Origin of the sequence: Kosakonia oryzae (assembly GCF_001658025.2) — a bacterium.
GTDB lineage: Bacteria > Pseudomonadota > Gammaproteobacteria > Enterobacterales > Enterobacteriaceae > Kosakonia > Kosakonia oryzae.
Window position 1 is genome coordinate 5,086,239 of record NZ_CP014007.2, and the last position, 19,593, is coordinate 5,105,831.

Consider the following 19,593-nt stretch of genomic DNA (forward strand, 5'->3'; position numbering starts at 1 on the left):
TATTTACTTATCTTTTGTGACAGCACGTGGTCACATGTCTGGCTAGCCGTTTTTATGTAAGAGGAAAAAAGAGCATGCTTACCCTGCGTAAAGCATCCGTGGACGACGCGGCGTTAATCAGCGAAATGGGCGTTGCCAGCTACATGCACCACTTTGCTCATCTGTGGCGTGAGCAGAGCGAATTACAGGATTTTCTCCGGCAAGAGTATGCCGTGCCGGTGCTGCAACAGAGCTTACAGGATGAAAAAAGTTGCTGGTTCATCGCCAGCGATCCCTCGCCGGTTGGCTTTGCCAAAGTCTCCTGGCATCGCGCAGTCGATGACCATGGCCCTGTGGGAACGCTGCTGCATAAGCTCTATTTTCTGCCGGGAAAAACCGGCCGTGGCTACGGCGAAACGCTGCTGACGGAGATCGCGCGTATGGCGAAAAGCCGTGGCGAAACCGCGCTCTGGCTGGAGGTTCTCGATGCGAATCCCAACGCCCAGCGCTTTTATCTCCGCCAGGGATTCACGCACCTGAAAGAGACCTTGTTTAGTACCCCTTCTCAGCAAAGTACGCTGCATATTCTTTGTAAACCGCTCTAAAGGAGTCAGCATGCCTGTCGCTACCGTGCGCCAGTCCGCCATCCGCAACGTAACCTGCGGCGAAAACGTGGTGATTTATGAACCCGCCAATTTGTATGACTGCATTCTCGGCGACAATGTGTTTGTCGGCCCGTTTGTGGAAATACAGGGACATACGCGAATTGGCCAGGGGAGCAAAATTGAGTCGCACAGCTTCATCTGCGAATACGTGACTCTCGGCGAGCGCTGCTTTATCGGCCACGGCGTGATGTTCGCGAACGATATGTTCCGCGACGGCAAGCCCAATCCCGATCGCGAAAGCTGGGGGCGCATTGTGATTGGCAATGATGTTTCTGTCGGTAGCGGCGCCACGATCCTGGCCGTCACCATTTGCGATGGTTGCGTTATCGGCGCGGGCAGCGTGGTGACAAAATCATTGCATGAGAAAGGGGTTTATGCGGGAAATCCGGCGCGGTTGCTGCGGCGGCTGTGAGAAGCCCCCTCTCCGGCGGAGAGGGGGGTGGAGGGTTACTGGAAGTTGATCGTCTTATCGTTGGTCATATCATAAAGCTCAAACTTACGGCCCAGTTTCTGGCCGCCATCACGCGTCAACGGCGTCCAGCCAACGGCAGCGCGGCTGCGGGTCGGGCCGGTCGTGAACAGATCCAATGGAACAGAGATATACACCCCTTTGGTGAATTCCCCTTCCCCATACTGCGCCGCCGAAACGTTGGTCTTCGTGGCATACGCGCCAATGACCACGCCGCTATCAAAGTGTTTCGAGACATCCAGCGTAACGCCTTTATCCCCTGCCAGATACTGCCCGGCGCTCGCTTTAATCAGCACATTGTCGGCGAACCACGGCGTCCAGTACGCGGTGAAGTGGCCGGTTTTCACGCTGTAATCGGTGAACTTCATCATGTCCTGCGGGCTGCGCCAGTCGCGCTGTTTCACGTAGTTGCCATCAATACCGAACGCCCAGTGACTATCGACCGGACGCCACAGCAATTCAGCCCCCGCGCCGCCAAACATGGTTTCCAGATAACCGGCATACACCTGACCATAGAAATTATTCCCCAGGTAGTGCATGTAGTTCGCTTGCATGTTGTTGACGTAGTAGTCATTTTGCACATATTCACGCACGCGGGTACGCACGCGCGGTAATGCCGAATCGCTGGAGGTATAGCTGAATTTATCGTAGTTGTTAGCCACGTTGGCGAACAGGCTGCCAGTGGTCAGTAAATGATCGGTCCACCACCAGTCGGCGGTTGCCATCACGCCAACCTGGTACATGTAGAAGCTTTCCGGGCCGCCGAACGACTGGTTCAACACCGGATCGATATGGAAATCGAACGACGATTTATCGATATACCAGCCCTGCTCTGTGCTGTCCGGCACAATCGGCGTAACCCGTTTCTGCACCAGTTCTGTATCCTGCCCCAGCGGTTCCCCTTCCAGATGGCGCTTCAGGCTGGCGACATCCGTTTCAGTGGTGACGATCGGCATATTAAGGCTATTTTCCGTCACGCGAATCGTGCGAATGCCATCCGGCAAGTCATTCATGATGATACGGTTTGCCCGCTCAATCCCTTCCTGGGTGTTACGGTATTTCACCTGCTGACCGGTCACATAGAGCGTATCGCCTTTCACCTGGATCTGCGGGTCGGCAAAACCGGCGTTATATTTCAACAGAGTAAGCTGATTAGCCACCACCGCATGTTGCAGGATCGCGTCCTGCGGCTGCGGTTGATACTTCGGCCGCGGCGCATCGCTGTAAGCGGGACGTAAATCGTTGAAATTATTGCGCAGGGTAAAACCAAACATCCAGGTGTTGCCGCGCTCATAGCTCAGGTTGATGTCGGCCCAGTCGGTAATGCGGTAAATCGCGCCAACGTTCACTTTGCTGCGCTGCGGCAGTTTCCCGGCATAATCCTGCTGATAGTTGTTACCTTCATACTCCAGTTTTAAACGCAGCGGGTTCCAGGGGGTCTGATATTCAACCCCACCAAACAGAGCCGTCGGGCCGCGGAACATCTGGCTGGTATCGGTGGAGCCCGCCTGTTTGTAGCTGGTGTCGCGCGTACAGTATTTCTCGTCATAAGAGCAGAGCGGGTTTTTGATATTGCCGCTGGTGCCGAGATAGCCCCAGCCAATACCGAGGGAGAAATCGAACGGCCCCCAGGCTTTGTTGGCGACCAGATATTCGCCGTCAAACAGCCCTGTACCGCCGATATCCCGCGCGCCGAGGGAGACTTCCGGTAGCCAGTAGCCTTCCTGCCACAGGCGCAGTTTCACATCGAAGGCTTTATCTTTGTAGGTCTGATTGCCGGAGAAGGCTTCCACCGAGCTATATTTGCGTGTGCGCACGTCGGTATAACGTAGCGTCGTTTCCAGCCACGGGAAAAGCTGTATCGAGCCAGAATAGAAACGGTACTGATTGTTATCGCGGTAGTTAAAACTCAGTTCGCCTTCGCGCGACATGCGTGCGGTCGGTGTTTGCAGCAATCCCACGCCGCCAAAGTCCGACTGGGAGGGTCCCACCGGTTCAGGATAAGATTCTGCGTGACAGGCTGCGCTAATTCCCAGCGCCAACAGGCTTATTACAAACGATTTTTTCATTATTATTCCGGTATCCGATGCGTCAGGGACTGAAGGATGTCGGCATTCAGTTCGTCATATTCGTTGCTCCACAACCCCGGTGCAAAGCCAACGAAAATCACGCTGCCGGGCATCGGCTCTACGTGGCGGCGGTTCCAGTAAGCAACCGGCACTTTTTGTGTCTGGCCGGTGGGATAAATCACCCATGCATAGCTGCGTTCCGCACCGCTGAGCAGGCTCATATCATCCAGATAACTCACCACATCCCTGCCTGGTGTAAACGGTTTTTTCCCTGGGCTGCTAATCAGCCCTACCACGGTAATCGTGGCCGGTTGCGGGCCCACCCACAGCGAGTATTCACCCTCCAGTGGACGGTTCGCCAGCCGGTGCGTACGAACGTAATCCGGGTCAAGATTGACGATCTGCCGGCCGGTCACTTTCACCGCCTGCAACTGCTGGCGCAGTGAATTAATGGCGGCGGCAGTGTTACCGCTTTCGTCAGCAGCAAGCGTGCTCAGGCGCGTTAACAACACCTGATGCCGGGCCTGCTCCGCCTGCGTGGCGTGACGTTCACTGACGACGGCGCCGGGCCACCAGCTCTCTGCCAGCCGGGGTTGTGCGACCAGATCGCTCAAACGCGCGGCGTTGGATAACGTTTTCGGTTTACTGTCGCCAGCGATGTAAACATTCACCGTGCCAGTGGCCAGCGCGAGCGGAGAAGCGAGGCTGGCTAATAACAGAAGAAAAGTGCGCATCGTCATTGTTTAGCCGCCTTAATCAGTGTGGTCTTCACCGGGAACCAGTCTGCGCCCAGATACTGCTCCGACTGCCTGATTACCCCGGCGTCATCCACCCAGAAGCGGTTGCGCCAGCTCTTCTCGTCTGTGGTGACATCCTCGTCGAGAATACGCACCGCAGTGACATCATTCGCCAGCTTGATGGTGTCGGTGCCGTTCCAGTGGAAGACGGAGTGCGCGGTGGCATAGCGCACCTGTTTGTGCTCCGTCCAGCCCATGGTGCGCGTCCAGCTTGCACCATCAATAATTTGATTCGGTTTTGCCAGCGGATCGGATGTCAGGTTATTCACTTCAATCAGGTTATCGCCGCTGAGTTGTGTTTTTACGATGCGGTAATGCTGCGTCACGATGGTCGCCTGATCCTGCGTTACCCATTTCTGCTGACCGTTTTCGTCGAAAGCGAGCACCACAAACAGTTGCGGGCCGTTGTTAAGCTGCATGTACTGGCTGGCATAGGGCATGTTGAGAATGTCTTCATCTGTCAGCTGCACGCCTGGCACGCCAAAAACGCTATCCCACAGTGAATTTCCCAGGCCTTTGATTTGGCCAGAACATGCCTGAAGCAGCAGGCAAATTAAAATAATACCAGGTCGCTTCACGACTCTTCTCCGAGAGGGGCGGAAATAACCACACCGAAGTGTGGTTATAGTTAATGTACCCGTGATTACTGAGTACTTGTGGTCGTGGTGGTCGTGGTTCCCGTGTTGGAGCCATCACCGCCACCGGTTGCCGCCAGCGCGACACCCACCGCGGACCCTACGGTGCTGACGCTCGTCGCAGCAGAACTACCTGCCGAGACAGAGGTCGCTGCCGACCCTGCCGCTTCACCGATTTGCACCGGTGCAGCAAAAGCAGAAGTCGCCGCAAGCGCGGATATGGCAAAAATGCCATACAGGACTTTTTTCATATCAATTTCCCTTCATTGAATGAATGGAGATTTACCTGAAAAAACTCAGGCGATATCGAGTATACACAACTAAAGCAGATGAATTACGCAACGGGAAATAGCGGGGAATCTTTTAGGAGAATTGGCAAATAAGGTACACCTGAGAAAGTAATTACATAAAAATGTGATGTAATTCAAATGATTAAATAATGACGAAAGGTTGATACAATAAGGCTAGTCCTAAAATGTATAGCAATGACTGGAAGTAATGACAGCTTTTTCAGATAAACCTGATCCCCGATATCTGCCGCAGAGAATCATCACCTCTCCCTAATTTAGCAAAGGGAAAATATCAATATCAGAATCGCTTATATATATTGTGGAAAGCCGGAACCAATATATATGCACAGGGGATTAATATATTCGGCAGGCAAAAAAAAAGCGCCGCCGGAGCGACGCTTTGTCGGTGGTTCGATTAGCCGCGCCAGGATTTGTAGCGGTTAATCAGACCGTTGGTTGAACTGTCATGGCTGGAGATGGCTTTATCATCGCCCAGCTCAGGCAGAATGCGGTTCGCCAGCTGTTTACCCAGCTCCACGCCCCACTGGTCAAAGGTGAAGATATTGAGGATAGCGCCCTGAGTGAAGATCTTGTGCTCGTAGAGCGCAATCAATGCACCGAGGCTAAACGGCGTGATTTCACGCAGCAGGATGGAGTTGGTCGGACGGTTGCCTTCAAATACTTTGAACGGCACAACGTGTTCCAGCGTGGCCGGATCTTTACCCTGGTCACGGTATTCCTGCTCAACCACTTCGCGGGATTTACCAAACGCCAGCGCTTCGGTCTGTGCGAAGAAGTTAGACAGCAGCTTCTGGTGATGATCGGAAAGCGCGTTGTGGGTGATGGCCGGCGCGATGAAATCACACGGCACCATTTTGGTTCCCTGGTGAATCAGCTGATAGAACGCGTGCTGACCGTTAGTGCCCGGTTCACCCCAGATAATCGGGCCGGTCTGGTAATCCACGGCGTGGCCGTTACGGTCAACGTATTTACCGTTAGATTCCATGTTGCCCTGCTGGAAGTAGGCGGCAAAGCGGTGCATGTACTGGTCGTACGGCAGGATAGCTTCGGTTTCAGCACCGAAGAAGTTGTTGTACCAGATGCCGATCAGCGCCAGCAGCACCGGCAGGTTTTTCGACAGTTCCGTGGTGGAGAAGTGTTTGTCCATGGCGTGAGCGCCGGAGAGCAGCTCAACAAAGTTGTCGAAGCCCACGGAGAGGATGATCGACAGACCGATGGCAGACCACAGCGAGTAGCGGCCGCCCACCCAATCCCAGAATTCAAACATGTTCGCGGTATCGATACCAAACTCGCCAACCGCTTTACCGTTGGTGGAGAGGGCGGCGAAGTGTTTCGCAACGTGTTTTTCGTCACCGGCAGTTTTCAGGAACCAGTCGCGCGCGCTATGGGCGTTGGTCATGGTTTCCTGGGTGGTGAAGGTTTTAGAGGCCACGAGGAACAACGTGGTTTCCGGGTTCACTTTTTTCAGCACTTCGGCGATATGCGTACCATCGACGTTAGAAACGAAATGCATGTTCAGGTGATTTTTGTAAGGGCGCAGCGCTTCGGTGACCATAAACGGACCGAGGTCGGAGCCGCCAATACCGATGTTCACCACGTCAGTGATTGGTTTGCCAGTATAGCCTTTCCAGGCGCCTGAAATGATCGCTTCAGAGAAGGTTTTCATCTTCTCCAGTACAGCGTTCACTTCCGGCATCACATCTTTGCCATCAACCAGAATCGGGGTATTGCTACGGTTACGCAGCGCAACGTGCAGGACGGCGCGATCTTCGGTGCGGTTAATCTTCTCGCCGGAGAACATGGATTTAATGGCCGCTGCCAGTTCGGTCTCTTTGGCGAGCGCCAGCAGCTTGTCCAGAGTCTCTTGCGTGATGCGGTTTTTGGAGAAATCCACCAGCATCAGATCATCGAAGGTTGCGGAAAACTTACTAAAGCGGTCGCCGTCTTTCGCGAACAGATCCGCGATAGTGACATCCTTCATGTCAGCGTAGTGTTTTTGTAATGCCTGCCAGGCAGAGGTCTGCGTTGGGTTGATGTTTTTCATAGCAATACTCTTCTGATTTGAGAATTGTGACTGCGGTCGATTGTAGCGCCTGCCGGGGAAAATTGTGATGGTTTTTGTGCCTGCCCCTCTGTTCTGCGGCTCAAGCACGGCGAAAATGGCCGATTATCCGCATAACATAAGCCATTTTACTGATTGCGAAAGCCGCATGAAAAATCCGCATAATCCCGGCGTTGACAGCGCCCCCGCTAACCCTTTATTTATAACCACACTTCTTGCGCGCGAGCGCAGAAGAAGCTTGCGGGATGGCACTGCGTTTATCCGGCCTACAGAGTATGTAGGCCCGCCACGCATACCGCCACCGGCCAGTTTTAAGTTACCCGAGCCAACGCCGCTTTCGCGCGAGAGACGACGGTAAGTATTACCAATGCATTTCGCGTTGTGGCCAGGCGGCAACTGAGCGCATCCCCGGGAGCTTACATCGGTAAGTGACCGGGGTAAGTGAAGGCAGCCAACACCGCCACAGCGCGGCAAGCGAAGGTAAGTATTACCAACGCATTTCGCGTTGTGGCCAGGCGGCAACTGAACGCATCCCCGGGAGCTTACATCGGTAAGTGACCGGGGTAAGTGAAGGCAGCCAACACCGCCACAGCGTGAAAGGCGAAGGTAATAGCCAGAAGAGGCGCGTTGCCCAGGTACACGGTGTTCGAAGTGCCAGACTGAAGAAAACACCTGAGGGGGAGCAACGCCGAGATAACAAAACGCCTGGCAGCGTTCGTTATCGGCTACAGAGGCTGAATCCTCTGGGTTGTCACCAGAAACGTTCGCAGTCGGGCGTTTCGCAAGGTGGAGCGCTTCTGGGGAAAACGTAGTTGTTTTGCTATCTGCGCCACCCCTGTTTTTCGCTCTTTCCTTGTGCCAAGGCTGAATATTGGATCCCCTGACACGAGGTTGTTATGACGAGTTTAGTTGTCGCCAAATTTGGCGGCACCAGTGTTGCCGATTACGATGCCATGAACCGCAGTGCGGACGTGGTGCTTGCCGATGCCAGCGTCCGTCTGGTTGTTCTCTCCGCCTCTGCGGGCGTGACCAATCTGCTGGTTGCCCTGTCTGAAGGGCTGGAAGCCAGCGAGCGCTTCGTAAAACTCGACGCTATCCGCAAAATTCAGTTCGATATCCTGGAACGTATGGCGAATCCTTCCGTGATTCGTGAAGAGATCGAACGCCTGCTGGAAAATATCACCACCCTGGCGGAAGCCGCCTCGCTGGCGACCTCTACGGCCCTGACCGACGAGCTGGTGAGCCACGGCGAATTAATGTCGACTCTGCTGTTTGTTGAAGTGCTGCGTGAACGTAACGTTCAGGCGCAGTGGTTTGACGTGCGTAAAGTCATGCGTACCAGCGATCGCTTTGGCCGTGCCGAGCCGGATGTCGCCGCGCTGGCTGAGCTTTCCGCCCAGCAACTCGCGCCGCGCCTCAGCGAAGGGTTAATCATCACCCAGGGCTTTATCGGTAGCGAAGCCAAAGGCCGTACCACCACGCTGGGCCGTGGCGGCAGCGACTATACGGCAGCGCTGCTGGGTGAAGCGCTGCACGCCTCACGTGTGGATATCTGGACAGATGTTCCGGGCATCTATACCACCGATCCGCGCGTCGTTCCGGCAGCAAAACGCATTGATGAAATCGCCTTTGAAGAAGCGGCTGAGATGGCCACTTTTGGCGCGAAAGTGCTGCATCCGGCCACTCTGTTGCCTGCCGTGCGCAGCGACATTCCGGTATTTGTCGGCTCCAGCAAAGACCCGAAAGCGGGCGGCACGCTGGTATGCAACAAAACCACTAATCCACCGCTGTTCCGCGCACTGGCGCTGCGCCGCAGACAAACGCTGCTGACGCTGCACAGCCTGAACATGCTGCACTCACGTGGCTTCCTGGCCGAAGTGTTTGGCATCCTCGCACGACACAATATCTCTGTCGATCTGATCACCACCTCCGAAGTGAGCGTGGCGCTGACGCTGGATACCACCGGCTCAACGTCAACCGGCGATACGTTGCTGACCCAGTCGCTGCTGACCGAGCTGTCATCGCTGTGCCGCGTGGAAGTCGAAGAGAACCTGGCGCTGGTGGCGCTGATCGGCAATGAGCTGTCGAAAGCCTGCGGCGTGGGGAAAGAGGTGTTTGGCGTGCTCGACCCGTTCAACATTCGCATGATCTGCTACGGCGCATCCAGCCATAACCTCTGCTTCCTGGTGCCTGGCGCCGAAGCGGAGCAGGTTGTACAGAAGCTGCATCATAATTTGTTTGAATAAAATTCCTTAGCACGATAAACAATAACTATGGCCGGGCACGAACCCGGCCTTTTTATAAAAAAACACAACACAACAATCGCAAGGAATTCCTCACATGCTCGCAACACTGACGCGGCTGTTCCCGTTATGGGCGCTGCTGCTTTCCGTCCTCGCTTATTACTTCCCACCCACCTTCGTCGCCATCGGTCCGTGGGTGAGCACGCTGCTGATGCTGATTATGTTCGGCATGGGCGTGCACCTGAAACTCGATGATTTTAAACGCGTGCTCTCTCGCCCGGCGCCGGTCGCCGCGGGCATTTTCCTGCACTATCTGGTGATGCCGCTGGCGGCATGGCTGCTGGCGTTGCTCTTTAAGATGCCGCCAGATTTGTCCGCCGGAATGGTGCTGGTCGGCAGCGTCGCCAGCGGTACGGCGTCGAACGTGATGATCTACCTGGCAAAAGGCGACGTCGCGCTGTCGGTCACCATCTCTTCCGTCTCAACCCTGGTCGGTGTGATCGCGACGCCGCTGCTGACGCGCCTGTACGTCGATGCGCATATCCAGGTGGATGTGATGGGTATGCTGCTGAGTATTTTGCAAATTGTGGTGATCCCAATAGCGCTGGGGTTGATTGTGCATCACCTGTTCCCGCGCGTGGTGAAAGCGGTCGAACCGTATCTGCCCGCCTTCTCGATGGTGTGTATTCTGGCGATCATCAGCGCGGTAGTGGCCGGTTCTGCGGCGTATATCGCCTCGGTTGGCCTGGTGGTGATTGTCGCGGTGATTCTGCACAACAGCATCGGTTTGCTGGGCGGTTACTGGGGCGGACGCCTGTTCGGCTTTGATGAATCCACCTGCCGCACGCTGGCGATTGAAGTGGGCATGCAAAACTCAGGTCTGGCCGCCGCGTTGGGTAAAATCTACTTCTCCCCGCTCGCCGCACTGCCTGGCGCGTTGTTCTCCGTCTGGCATAACCTCTCTGGCTCGCTGCTGGCGGGTTACTGGTCCGGTAAACCCGTCGACGGGCGCAACGCGGATGCGGTGAAAGAGGGGTAACAGAGCAACCACTGCCGGATAAAAACGTATCATCCGGCAGATTAATTTTTTACCCAACCGTAATCGTCACCGGCTTACCGAGTTTACTCAGCATGGTGACCAGGGCATCAATGGTAAATTTACTGGTTTTTTGATTAACCACATCGGAGACGCGAGGGCGAGAAATATTGAGTCTGGCGGCTACTTCCGCCTGTTTGAGGTGGTTTTCAGCTATCCAGCCGGCGATTTCCTGCATCAGTTGCCGTTTAATACTCAGCAATTGGATGACCTCTCGTTCCGCATCCTGCGCAAGCGCATTTGCGGTTTCAGGTGCAAAACCCAGTTCCGCAAAAATATTGGCACCGGCCGGGGTCACATGACCAATCAGATTTTCTGTTGTCGTTTTCATTTTTGATTCCTGTAATGCTCAACCAATGCGCGATAGCGGGTACGGGCTATCGCCTTATCTGAGAGCGAAGTGCGCTGAGACGTTTTATGAAAACAGTGCAAAACATACAGCGCATCTTCAAACCTGGCCAGGTAAAAAACGCGGAACGCGCCTGCGTGATTGCGAAGCCGGATTTCCGCCACGCCAGCGCCAACCTCAGCCATCACTCTCCAGTCCGACGCTTCCAGGCCAGCCTGAATTTTGTGCAGATAGCCCGCATCTTTGCGAACATCTTCTGGAAAAGCACATAAGTCCTTGTATGACGAACCCAGCCAAATGATGGGCTTTAGGGCAGGTCGCAACTCCAGCATAACACATCCTTGTATAAAATTTTATACCAAATCTGCATGATGTTACGCCGACGTCAGCCATTGTCACCCACGCTCCGACAAATATGCGAAGCGCTTTCCAGCGTTTATGCGCCATTACGCATGCTTTACCTGGCCGCATCGCGTACACTCGTTGCACTTCCCGAGGAGAGAATCCCATGGCCCTGACCAGACTGACGCAAAAAGAGATGACGGAGAGCGAACAACGGGAGCTAAAAACCCTGCTCGATCGCGCCCGCATCGCGCATGGACGCCCGCTCAGCAATTCTGAAGCGAATCATGTGAAAAAAGAGTACATCGATAAGCTGATGGAGCAGCGTGAAGCGGAAGTGAAGAAAGCCCGCAAGGTTAAAAAACAGCAGGCTTACAAACCCGATGAGAGCACGACCTTTTCCTGGTCGGCGAATACCTCAACGCGCGGCAGACGCTAATCAGCGCCCTTTCTTCTTTCTCCCCGGCTGGGTAAAGCGTTTACCTGCCGGTTTGCCCCGATTTTTCTCTTCGGGCTTCGCAACATTGACGGCAGGTTTTTTCGCCGCCTGCGGTTTTGCTTTGGCTTTCGGCTTCGCTTCTGAGGATGAGTTCTCAATCAGTTTGAACAGCGCGATCAATTCGTCGTCGGTTAAATCGCGCCACTCGCCCGGCGGCAGCCCGGTGAGGCTGACGTTCATAATACGCGTGCGTTCCAGCTTCGTGACTTCATAACCGAAATGCTCGCACATGCGGCGGATCTGGCGGTTCAGCCCCTGCACCAGCGTGATGCGGAAAGTGAAAGGCGCTTCTTTCTTAACCTTGCATTTTTTGGTTACCGTACCGAGGATCGGCACGCCCGCGCCCATACCCCGAATAAACTCATCGGTCACCGGTTTGTTGACGGTCACCAGATACTCTTTTTCGTGGTCGTTACCTGCACGCAGGATTTTATTCACTAAGTCGCCGTGATTAGTGAGAAAAATCAGCCCCTGTGAATCTTTGTCCAGACGACCAATGGGGAAAATACGGCTGCTATGATTAACAAAATCAACAATATTGTCTTTTTCGCCGTCTTCAGTGGTACTGACAATGCCAACCGGTTTATTCAACGCGATAAATACCAGATCTTCTGCATTTCGCGGCTCGATAAGTTGACCGTTCACTTTGACAACGTCTCCGGCAACAACCTGATCGCCGATCCCGGCGCGCTTGCCGTTGATAAAAACATTGCCCTGCTCGATATAACGATCGGCCTCACGACGCGAGCAAATCCCGCTTTCGCTGATATATTTGTTTAAACGTGTTGATTGGGTTGGCAGCATAAACTCTCCTGTAAAAGCGGAATATAACTGGCTTTAAGAGGAGAAAAAATGGATTTTTATCGTGCGTAAATGAATTTGTGCACTAACCCGATAAAAACCGGGGTTTTTAGACGCCGTGCCGGGTGGCACGGCGGGGATTAATTATCGTCGCGATCGTCATCTTCATCGGGTTGTTCCAGAACGCCATAGGCCACCGAGCAGAACAGGGAGTTGAGTCGTTTCATGTCTCCCAGCAGACCAAGGTGCAACGAACTGGTTTCAATGCTCTGAACGTTTTGCTGATGCAGTCGATCAACGTGCGCATGCGCATAGCGCCGGTTCATAATACGGAAGCGGTGTTTGCTGCGACGCAGACGACGGGCGCTGGTGACATCGCTGGAGAAAAACACCGACATCGCCAGTTTCAGATTCCCCACCAACCGTTCATGCAGCGCATCCAGCTCTTTCAGCCCTTCCCCTGAAAAAGCGCGTCGTGCGGCTAACGATTTGTCGGCGATTTCACTGCCCATCCGCTCGACAATATCGGAAGCCTGCTCCAGGTTAAGCGACATCTCGATAATTTCCGCCCAGCGTTTTGACTCCTCTTCCGCCAGCTCCTCTTTCGGCATACGCGCCAGATAGAGCTTGATCGCGGTATAAAGCACGTTGACGTCATCTGCCAGCTTGCGCAGCTCTTTCTCCTGCCGCGGCTCGCCGTGCATCACTTTATGCAAACCTTCCAGCATCAGCTCCATCGCATCGCCCATGCGCAGCGTTTCGCGCGCGGCATTCGCCAGCGCCAGCGTCGGCGTATCCAGCGCAGAACTGTCGAGATGTTTGGGTTTCAGACGCGCATCCAGCTCCTGTTCATCGCTAATAATGCGTTTACAAAATTGCGCCATCGGCCCGGCAAACGGCACCATCGCCAGACAGCGGATCAGGTTGTAGAAAACGTGGAAGTAAATCACCAGTTCCGCTTCCGGCAGCGGCAGTTTTTGCATCGAACTGGCGAGCACATGGACAAACGGCAGAATGATCAGGCTGCCTACCAGCTTAAACAGCAGGCTGCCGAGCGCCACCCGGCGGGCTGCGGCATTAGCCGCACTGTTGTTCAGCATCGCCAGCAGACCAGAACCCAGGTTGGCACCAATCACCAGGCACAACGCCACCGGAAACGAAATAATACTGGCGGCAGCCAGCGTTGCCGTCAGCAGTACGGCGGCCAGGCTTGAATAACTGATAATCGCAAAGACCGCGCCAATCAGTGCATCCAACAGGATATCACCCGTCAGCGAGGCAAAAATCACCTGAACCCCACTTGCCTGGGTGATTGGCGTCACCGCCTGCACGATGAGTTCCAGCGCCAGCAGGATCAGCCCGAGGCCAATACTGACGCGGCCCAGTTGTCCTTCACGGGTTTGTTTGCGGCCGAGGAAGAAAATCACGCCGATAAAAATCAGCAGCGGCGACAGCCATGAAAGATCGAAGGTCAGCACACGCGCCATCAGCGCGGTCCCGACATCGGCACCAAGTACAATCACCAGCGCCGGGGTCAGCGCCACTAAATCCTGCGCCACGAAGGATGTCACCAGCATGGTCGTCGCGTTGCTGCTCTGTACCAGCGCGGTCACGCCGATACCCGCGCAGAAGGCGAGCGGTTTTTTCTCCACGCTGCGGCTGAGCACCGTCCGTAAACGGGCGCCAAAGACGCGCATCACACCGGTACGGACAATATGGGTACCCCATACCAGCAAGGCAACAGCAGATAACAGATGAAGCAAAGTCAGCACTGAGTGGGATCCTCCTTATTGTTATGCGTTGCTGGCTATCTGCGGAGAGATAACCACAACATTATGGTTTAAGTATAAGGTGTTAAAACCAGGAATAGCGCAGAACGCCGCTTAAGCATCCTGCGAGTTGTAAGGAAAAATGACGGTTTTGTGACAATGATGGGGTTTAGCGCTTAGCGGCTGGCGGCATCCATGGCCTGCGACTCATCATTTCGTTTAATCCACATAATAGAGCCAATTTTAACCACCTCCGACAGGACAAACAGCAGGATGGCGATCCACGGAGAACGCACATCAGAAAAATGCATAATCAGCGGGATTAGCGCAATGGAGCATTTCAACGAAAATACCCGGCCAATTTCCTGAACGATTAAAAAGATATTATTGATATCCTTTTTGACTATCATCCACCAGCCAGAAAATGCTAATGAAACGATCAGTACAATATTAATAAAGAACAGCAACTGGATCAGCCCACCGGTTAAACCACCTACGCCTAATTGCGCGTAGTTGGTATAAAACCCATGGATGTCGGAATAAAAAGGAATACTCCCACCCTGTAGTGAGAAAAATAAATATCCGGCCAATGCCAGTACATCCATAATCCCCCAGAACAGGTATATCTTATTTTTTAAACTCATAATCTTCATCCCTTACCCCAGGAATCCATTGCCATGATTTACCCGATTGCGTCCAGGCATCATCACCTTCGAGATATTTTTGACTTATCGATCGCTTATCGCCATAGCGCCTGATTACCGAACGATTATACAGGATTTCCCGGGTATCTGACGTCACGCTGTCTGGAATGGGCGTCCACAGCTGAATTTTATCCCGCGAGGTATTCATATAATCTTTGCCATCCGAGCCAAATACACGCCCCTGGTCGCCCATACTGGTTGCGCGGTTGAGTAGCATCACCGCCGCATTTTTAACGCCGTGGAAGTCCGTCTCGCTGGTCTTCCAGTAGCCGGGGCCGTACTCCGCCGTTACCGGCACAAAGCTGCTGCGGGTTGGCGCAGGCGTGCCGTGAATCGCCACGCTGTCTTTAAAACCGTTCAGTATGGTTCTGATATAGACGGCATTAAACGACATCTCCTGTACGCAAAACAGCGCGCCGTTTTCCGCAATAAAAAATGGATAGTAGAAGCGGTTGCGGGCGCTAACATTTGGCCGCATCACCACTACCACGCCCCGGTCCACCAGACTATCAATATATTTCTCTTTTTGATGACCTAATGGATCGTGCGGTAAACCATATTTAAAGCCGTGGTGTTTTTTAATGCTATAGCCATCGATACTTCCAAGGACATTATTAGGACTACTTTCGATAAAATATTCCTTTCTGATAATATTTTTCGCGATGTCCGGCGCAAGGATATTTTCATAATCCTTCGGCAATAGATTTCTTTTTCTTATATCATAAATATCCATTTTATAATACCTAAGTTAAATTTATGACAAACGAATGAACTGCAAAAAAAGGAAGCAATCTTGCCTGTGAGCCAACGCCCATCATACGCATGAAGAGGAACAACGGTCTAAGAAAATATCCACTTTTAAGAATGTTCTTAGTTTCAATTTGTATTATGTTTGCTTAGTGAAGATTTTATGAAAAGTGATGAAAAAAAATGGGGCATTAAATAATGCCCCGTTGCTCTGCAATGTATTGCGGTTAGTCGGCGTCGTAACCTAAATTCGAGGACAGCCAGCGCTCAACCTCTGACACGGACATGCCTTTACGCCGCGCATAATCTTCCACCTGATCGCGCTGAATTTGCGCGACGGCGAAATACTTGCTGTCCGGATGGCTGAAATACCAGCCGGAAACCGAGGCACCCGGCCACATGGCGTAAGATTCTGTCAGCTTCATACCGGTATGTTTTTCCACATCCAGTAACTGCCAGATAGTGCCTTTTTCGGTGTGCTCCGGGCACGCAGGGTAGCCCGGCGCGGGGCGAATTCCCTGGTAGTTTTCGCGGATCAGCTCTTCGTTGCTGAGATTTTCGTTTGGCGCATAGCCCCAGTACACTTTACGTACCCGCTCATGCAGGTATTCGGCAAACGCCTCTGCAAGACGGTCAGCCACCGCTTTCACCATGATTTTGTTGTAATCATCGTGTGCGGCATCGTAAGCCTCCGCCAGTGCATCTTCTTCCAGCCCGCCGGTCACGGCAAAAGCGCCAATGTAGTCCGCTTTTCCGCTCTGTTTCGGCGCGACAAAATCGGCCAGGCAGTAGTTGGCGAAACCGGTTTTTTCGGTCTGCTGACGCAGATGGCAACCGACCGTCAGCACCTGCGTGCGGGTTTCGTCACGGTAGATTTCGATGTCATCGCCGACGCGGTTTGCCGGAAACAGCCCGACCACACCGCGCGGATTAAGCTGTTTTTCCGCGCCCAGCATATCGAGCATCTCGTTCGCATCCTTAAACAGACGCTTCGCCTCTTCACCCACCACTTCATCTTCCAGAATGCGCGGATACTTGCCCGCCAGCGACCAGGTCATAAAGAACGGAGTCCAGTCGATATAGTTGCGCAGCGTCTCGATGCTGGCCGTGACTTCCTGTACGCCGAGGCGATGCGCCACCGGCGGTGTGTAACTGGCCCAGTCGAAAGCCAGATCGTTTTCCCGTGCGGCCTGCAAGGTCACCGGCGGCGTGCGCGGTTTTTTGCGCGCGTGCTGGATGCGCACCGTTTCATACTCTTTGCGGGTGCGGGCGACAAACTCATCGTGTTGCGTATCCGACAGCAGCGACGACACGACGCCGACGGTGCGCGAGGCGTTCTGCACATAGACCGTTGGCCCGCTGTAGTTCTGCTCGATTTTCACCGCCGTGTGCGCTTTCGACGTGGTCGCGCCGCCGATCAGCAGCGGAATGGTGAACCCCTGGCGCTCCATCTCTTTAGCCACGTTGACCATCTCATCGAGCGACGGCGTAATCAGCCCGGAAAGGCCAATCAGGTCAGCATTCACTTCACGCGCAGTTTTGAGGATTTTGTCGGCCGGCACCATCACGCCGAGATCAATGATTTCGTAGTTATTGCACTGCAATACCACGCCTACGATGTTTTTGCCGATATCGTGCACATCGCCTTTCACGGTGGCGATCACCATCTTGCCGTTGCTTTTACCCTGCTCTTTGCTGGCTTCGATATACGGCTCCAGGTAAGCAACCGCTTGTTTCATTACGCGGGCAGATTTCACGACCTGCGGCAGGAACATCTTACCTTCGCCGAACAGATCGCCGACCACGTTCATACCGTCCATCAATGGCCCTTCGATCACCTCGATCGGGCGAGCGGCTTGCTGACGGGCCTCTTCGGTGTCCTGCTCAATAAATTCGGTAATACCTTTCACCAGCGAATATTCGAGGCGCTTTTTCACATCCCAGCTACGCCATTCGGCCAGTTGCGCCTGCGCACCTTCATCCGCGCCTTTACTGCCGCGATATTTCTCAGCCAGATCCAGCATGCGCTCCGTGGCATCGTCACGACGGTTAAGAATCACATCCTCAACGCCATCGCGCAGCTCGGTAGGCAGATCGTCATAAATCGCCAACTGACCGGCGTTTACGATCCCCATGTCCATGCCGTTGCGAATAGCGTAATAAAGGAAGACGGCGTGAATTGCCTCACGTACCGGATCGTTACCGCGGAAGGAGAAGGAGACGTTCGACACGCCGCCGGAGATCAGCGCATGCGGCAGCTCGCGTTTGATATCTTCACAGGCGCCGATAAAGTCCTGCGCATAGTTGTTGTGCTCTTCAATCCCGGTCGCCACTGCGAAGATATTCGGGTCGAAGATAATGTCTTCCGGCGGGAATCCTACCTCTTCGGTGAGAATTTTATAGGCGCGGCGGCAAATCTCGATTTTGCGCGCGCGAGTATCCGCCTGGCCCACTTCATCAAAGGCCATCACCACCACCGCCGCACCGTAACGGCGCACGCGTTTCGCATGATGGATAAACGGCTCAACCCCTTCTTTCATGGAGATGGAGTTAACAATGCCTTTGCCCTGGATGCATTTCAGCCCTTTTTCAATCACCTCCCACTTCGAGGAGTCGATCATGATCGGTACACGGGCGATGTCCGGTTCACCAGCAATCAGATTGAGGAAACGCACCATCGCCGCTTCGGCGTCGAGCATCCCCTCATCCATGTTGATATCGATGATCTGCGCGCCGCTTTCCACCTGCTGGCGCGCCACGTCCAGCGCTTCGCTGTACTTCTCTTCTTTGATCAGGCGCTTGAATTTAGCGGAGCCGGTAACGTTAGTCCGTTCGCCGACGTTCACAAACAGACTGTCATCGCCGATATTCAGCGGCTCAAGGCCGGAAAGACGGCAGGCTACCGGAATTTCCGGCAGTTTACGCGGCGGCAGCCCGGCAACAGCGTTGCTCATGGCAGCGATATGTTCCGGCGTGGTGCCGCAACAACCGCCGACGATATTCAGGAACCCGGCTTCCGCCCACTCGCGGATCTGCGTCGCCATGGTGGTGGCATCAAGGTCGTATTCGCCAAAGGCGTTCGGCAGACCGGCGTTCGGGTGCGCGGTGACGTAGCATTCGGCAATGCGCGACAGTTCCTGCACGTACTGGCGCAGCTCGTCTGGCCCCAGCGCGCAGTTAAGGCCGAAAGTGAGCGCATCGGCATGGCGCAGTGAGTTGTAAAATGCCTCAGTCGTCTGGCCGGAGAGCGTACGCCCGGACGCATCGGTAATGGTGCCGGAAATCATGATCGGCAGCTCAATACCCAGCGCATCAAACTCTTCTTTAACGGCAAAGATCGCCGCTTTGGCGTTGAGCGTATCAAACACCGTTTCGATCAGGATCAGGTCAGCTCCGCCTTCCACCAGCGCTTTGGTTGATTCGCGGTAGGCCTCCACCAGCTGATCGAAGGAGATATTACGAAACGCCGGATCGTTGACATCCGGGGAGATAGAAGCAGTGCGGTTAGTCGGGCCAAGCACACCGGCCACGTAACGCGGTTTTTCCGGCGTTTGCGCGGTCCATTTATCGGCGCAAGCGCGGGCCAGTTTCGCTGCGGCAAAGTTGATTTCCGCCGACAGGGATTCCATCTGGTAATCCGCCATGGCGATGGTCGTTGAGTTAAAGGTATTGGTTTCGATGATATCCGCGCCGGCCGCAAAATAGGCGTCATGGATGGCGGTTATCACGTCCGGCTTGCTGAGCACCAGCAAGTCGTTGTTTCCTTTCAGATCGCAGGGCCAGTCGGCAAAGCGCTCGCCGCGAAAATCCTGCTCACTCAGACGATAGCTCTGGATCATGGTACCCATACCACCGTCCAGAACCAGAATGCGTTCATTTAACTGCTGTTGCAGTTGTTCAACTTTGCTGCTCACACGTGCTCCCGACAAGGCTCAATGAGGCCAAAAGGCCAGCAAAACATACTGGCACAAAGTGGCAGAACGGAAAAGCGGCAGCGGATTAACATGAGAGATGTTCAGCTTCACTCATCCGATCAGTCTGCCACGGAGTTACGTT

At 54.1% G+C, this 19,593-nt stretch carries 17 protein-coding genes and 1 riboswitch; of the genes, 5 read left to right on the forward strand and 12 right to left on the reverse strand.

The features are described from left to right. The first annotated feature begins 74 nt into the window (after positions 1-74). Together AWR26_RS24100 and AWR26_RS24105 are read left to right on the forward strand one after the other, a co-directional pair. Positions 75-584: a GNAT family N-acetyltransferase gene (locus AWR26_RS24100; RefSeq protein WP_064568821.1), complete on the forward strand. Its 510-nt coding sequence runs from the start codon at positions 75-77 to the stop codon at positions 582-584. A 10-nt stretch (positions 585-594) separates the two neighbouring features. Further along, complete coding sequence (locus AWR26_RS24105) at positions 595-1,056, forward strand: acyltransferase (protein WP_064568822.1); 462 nt, start codon at positions 595-597, stop codon at positions 1,054-1,056. Positions 1,057-1,091: 35 nt separating this feature from the next. Here AWR26_RS24105 and AWR26_RS24110 read toward each other — a convergent pair whose 3' ends face one another. From AWR26_RS24110 to pgi, 5 genes are all read right to left on the reverse strand, one after another. Beyond that, on the reverse strand, positions 1,092-3,182 hold the full coding sequence (locus AWR26_RS24110) for a YjbH domain-containing protein (RefSeq protein WP_064568823.1): 2,091 nt from the start codon (positions 3,180-3,182) through the stop codon (positions 1,092-1,094). Positions 3,183-3,184: 2 nt separating this feature from the next. Then, positions 3,185-3,922 (reverse strand): capsule biosynthesis GfcC family protein, encoded by a 738-nt coding sequence (locus tag AWR26_RS24115; protein WP_064568824.1) that lies wholly within the window; start codon positions 3,920-3,922, stop codon positions 3,185-3,187. Then, positions 3,919-4,557 carry a YjbF family lipoprotein gene (locus AWR26_RS24120; protein ID WP_064568825.1) on the reverse strand — a complete coding sequence of 213 codons (639 nt, stop codon included), beginning with the start codon at positions 4,555-4,557 and terminating at the stop codon, positions 3,919-3,921. The genes AWR26_RS24115 and AWR26_RS24120 overlap by 4 nt, the downstream gene beginning before the upstream one ends. Positions 4,558-4,622: 65 nt before the next feature. After that, positions 4,623-4,865, reverse strand: coding sequence for an exopolysaccharide production protein YjbE (yjbE, locus tag AWR26_RS24125; RefSeq protein ID WP_007372406.1), 243 nt, complete (start codon positions 4,863-4,865; stop codon positions 4,623-4,625). A gap of 454 nt (positions 4,866-5,319) precedes the next feature. Continuing rightward, positions 5,320-6,969, reverse strand: coding sequence for a glucose-6-phosphate isomerase (gene pgi / locus AWR26_RS24130; protein WP_064568826.1), 1,650 nt, complete (start codon positions 6,967-6,969; stop codon positions 5,320-5,322). A 627-nt stretch (positions 6,970-7,596) separates the two neighbouring features. Then, a riboswitch (Lysine riboswitch) is annotated at positions 7,597-7,792 on the forward strand. A 91-nt stretch (positions 7,793-7,883) separates the two neighbouring features. Here pgi and lysC point away from each other — a divergent pair. After that, complete coding sequence (gene lysC, locus AWR26_RS24135) at positions 7,884-9,233, forward strand: lysine-sensitive aspartokinase 3 (protein ID WP_007372404.1); 1,350 nt, start codon at positions 7,884-7,886, stop codon at positions 9,231-9,233. 94 nt (positions 9,234-9,327) lie between these two features. After that, positions 9,328-10,269 carry a ketopantoate/pantoate/pantothenate transporter PanS gene (gene panS / locus AWR26_RS24140; protein ID WP_064568827.1) on the forward strand — a complete coding sequence of 314 codons (942 nt, stop codon included), beginning with the start codon at positions 9,328-9,330 and terminating at the stop codon, positions 10,267-10,269. Positions 10,270-10,318: 49 nt separating this feature from the next. Here panS and AWR26_RS24145 read toward each other — a convergent pair whose 3' ends face one another. Both AWR26_RS24145 and AWR26_RS24150 read right to left on the reverse strand, forming a co-directional pair. After that, positions 10,319-10,657: a helix-turn-helix domain-containing protein gene (locus AWR26_RS24145; protein WP_064568828.1), complete on the reverse strand. Its 339-nt coding sequence runs from the start codon at positions 10,655-10,657 to the stop codon at positions 10,319-10,321. Next, positions 10,654-11,007, reverse strand: a complete 354-nt coding sequence (locus AWR26_RS24150; protein ID WP_064568829.1) for a type II toxin-antitoxin system RelE/ParE family toxin — start codon at positions 11,005-11,007, stop codon at positions 10,654-10,656. The genes AWR26_RS24145 and AWR26_RS24150 overlap by 4 nt, the downstream gene beginning before the upstream one ends. Before the next feature lie 176 nt (positions 11,008-11,183). Between AWR26_RS24150 and AWR26_RS24155 the strand changes: the two genes are divergently transcribed. Next, positions 11,184-11,456, forward strand: coding sequence for a DUF3811 domain-containing protein (locus AWR26_RS24155; protein ID WP_043955739.1), 273 nt, complete (start codon positions 11,184-11,186; stop codon positions 11,454-11,456). On the opposite strand, the gene rluF is transcribed toward AWR26_RS24155, so the two are convergent. The 5 genes from rluF to metH form a co-directional block, all read right to left on the reverse strand. Beyond that, positions 11,457-12,320 (reverse strand): 23S rRNA pseudouridine(2604) synthase RluF, encoded by an 864-nt coding sequence (rluF, locus tag AWR26_RS24160; protein WP_064568830.1) that lies wholly within the window; start codon positions 12,318-12,320, stop codon positions 11,457-11,459. A gap of 137 nt (positions 12,321-12,457) precedes the next feature. Continuing rightward, positions 12,458-14,089, reverse strand: coding sequence for a Na/Pi cotransporter family protein (locus AWR26_RS24165; RefSeq protein WP_064568831.1), 1,632 nt, complete (start codon positions 14,087-14,089; stop codon positions 12,458-12,460). A gap of 173 nt (positions 14,090-14,262) precedes the next feature. Further along, positions 14,263-14,730 (reverse strand): hypothetical protein, encoded by a 468-nt coding sequence (locus AWR26_RS24170; protein ID WP_064568832.1) that lies wholly within the window; start codon positions 14,728-14,730, stop codon positions 14,263-14,265. Further along, positions 14,714-15,523: a hypothetical protein gene (locus AWR26_RS24175; RefSeq protein ID WP_007372396.1), complete on the reverse strand. Its 810-nt coding sequence runs from the start codon at positions 15,521-15,523 to the stop codon at positions 14,714-14,716. Before AWR26_RS24175 ends, AWR26_RS24170 begins: the two co-directional genes overlap by 17 nt. Before the next feature lie 241 nt (positions 15,524-15,764). Further along, on the reverse strand, positions 15,765-19,451 hold the full coding sequence (gene metH / locus AWR26_RS24180) for a methionine synthase (RefSeq protein WP_064568833.1): 3,687 nt from the start codon (positions 19,449-19,451) through the stop codon (positions 15,765-15,767). Positions 19,452-19,593 lie beyond the last annotated feature (142 nt).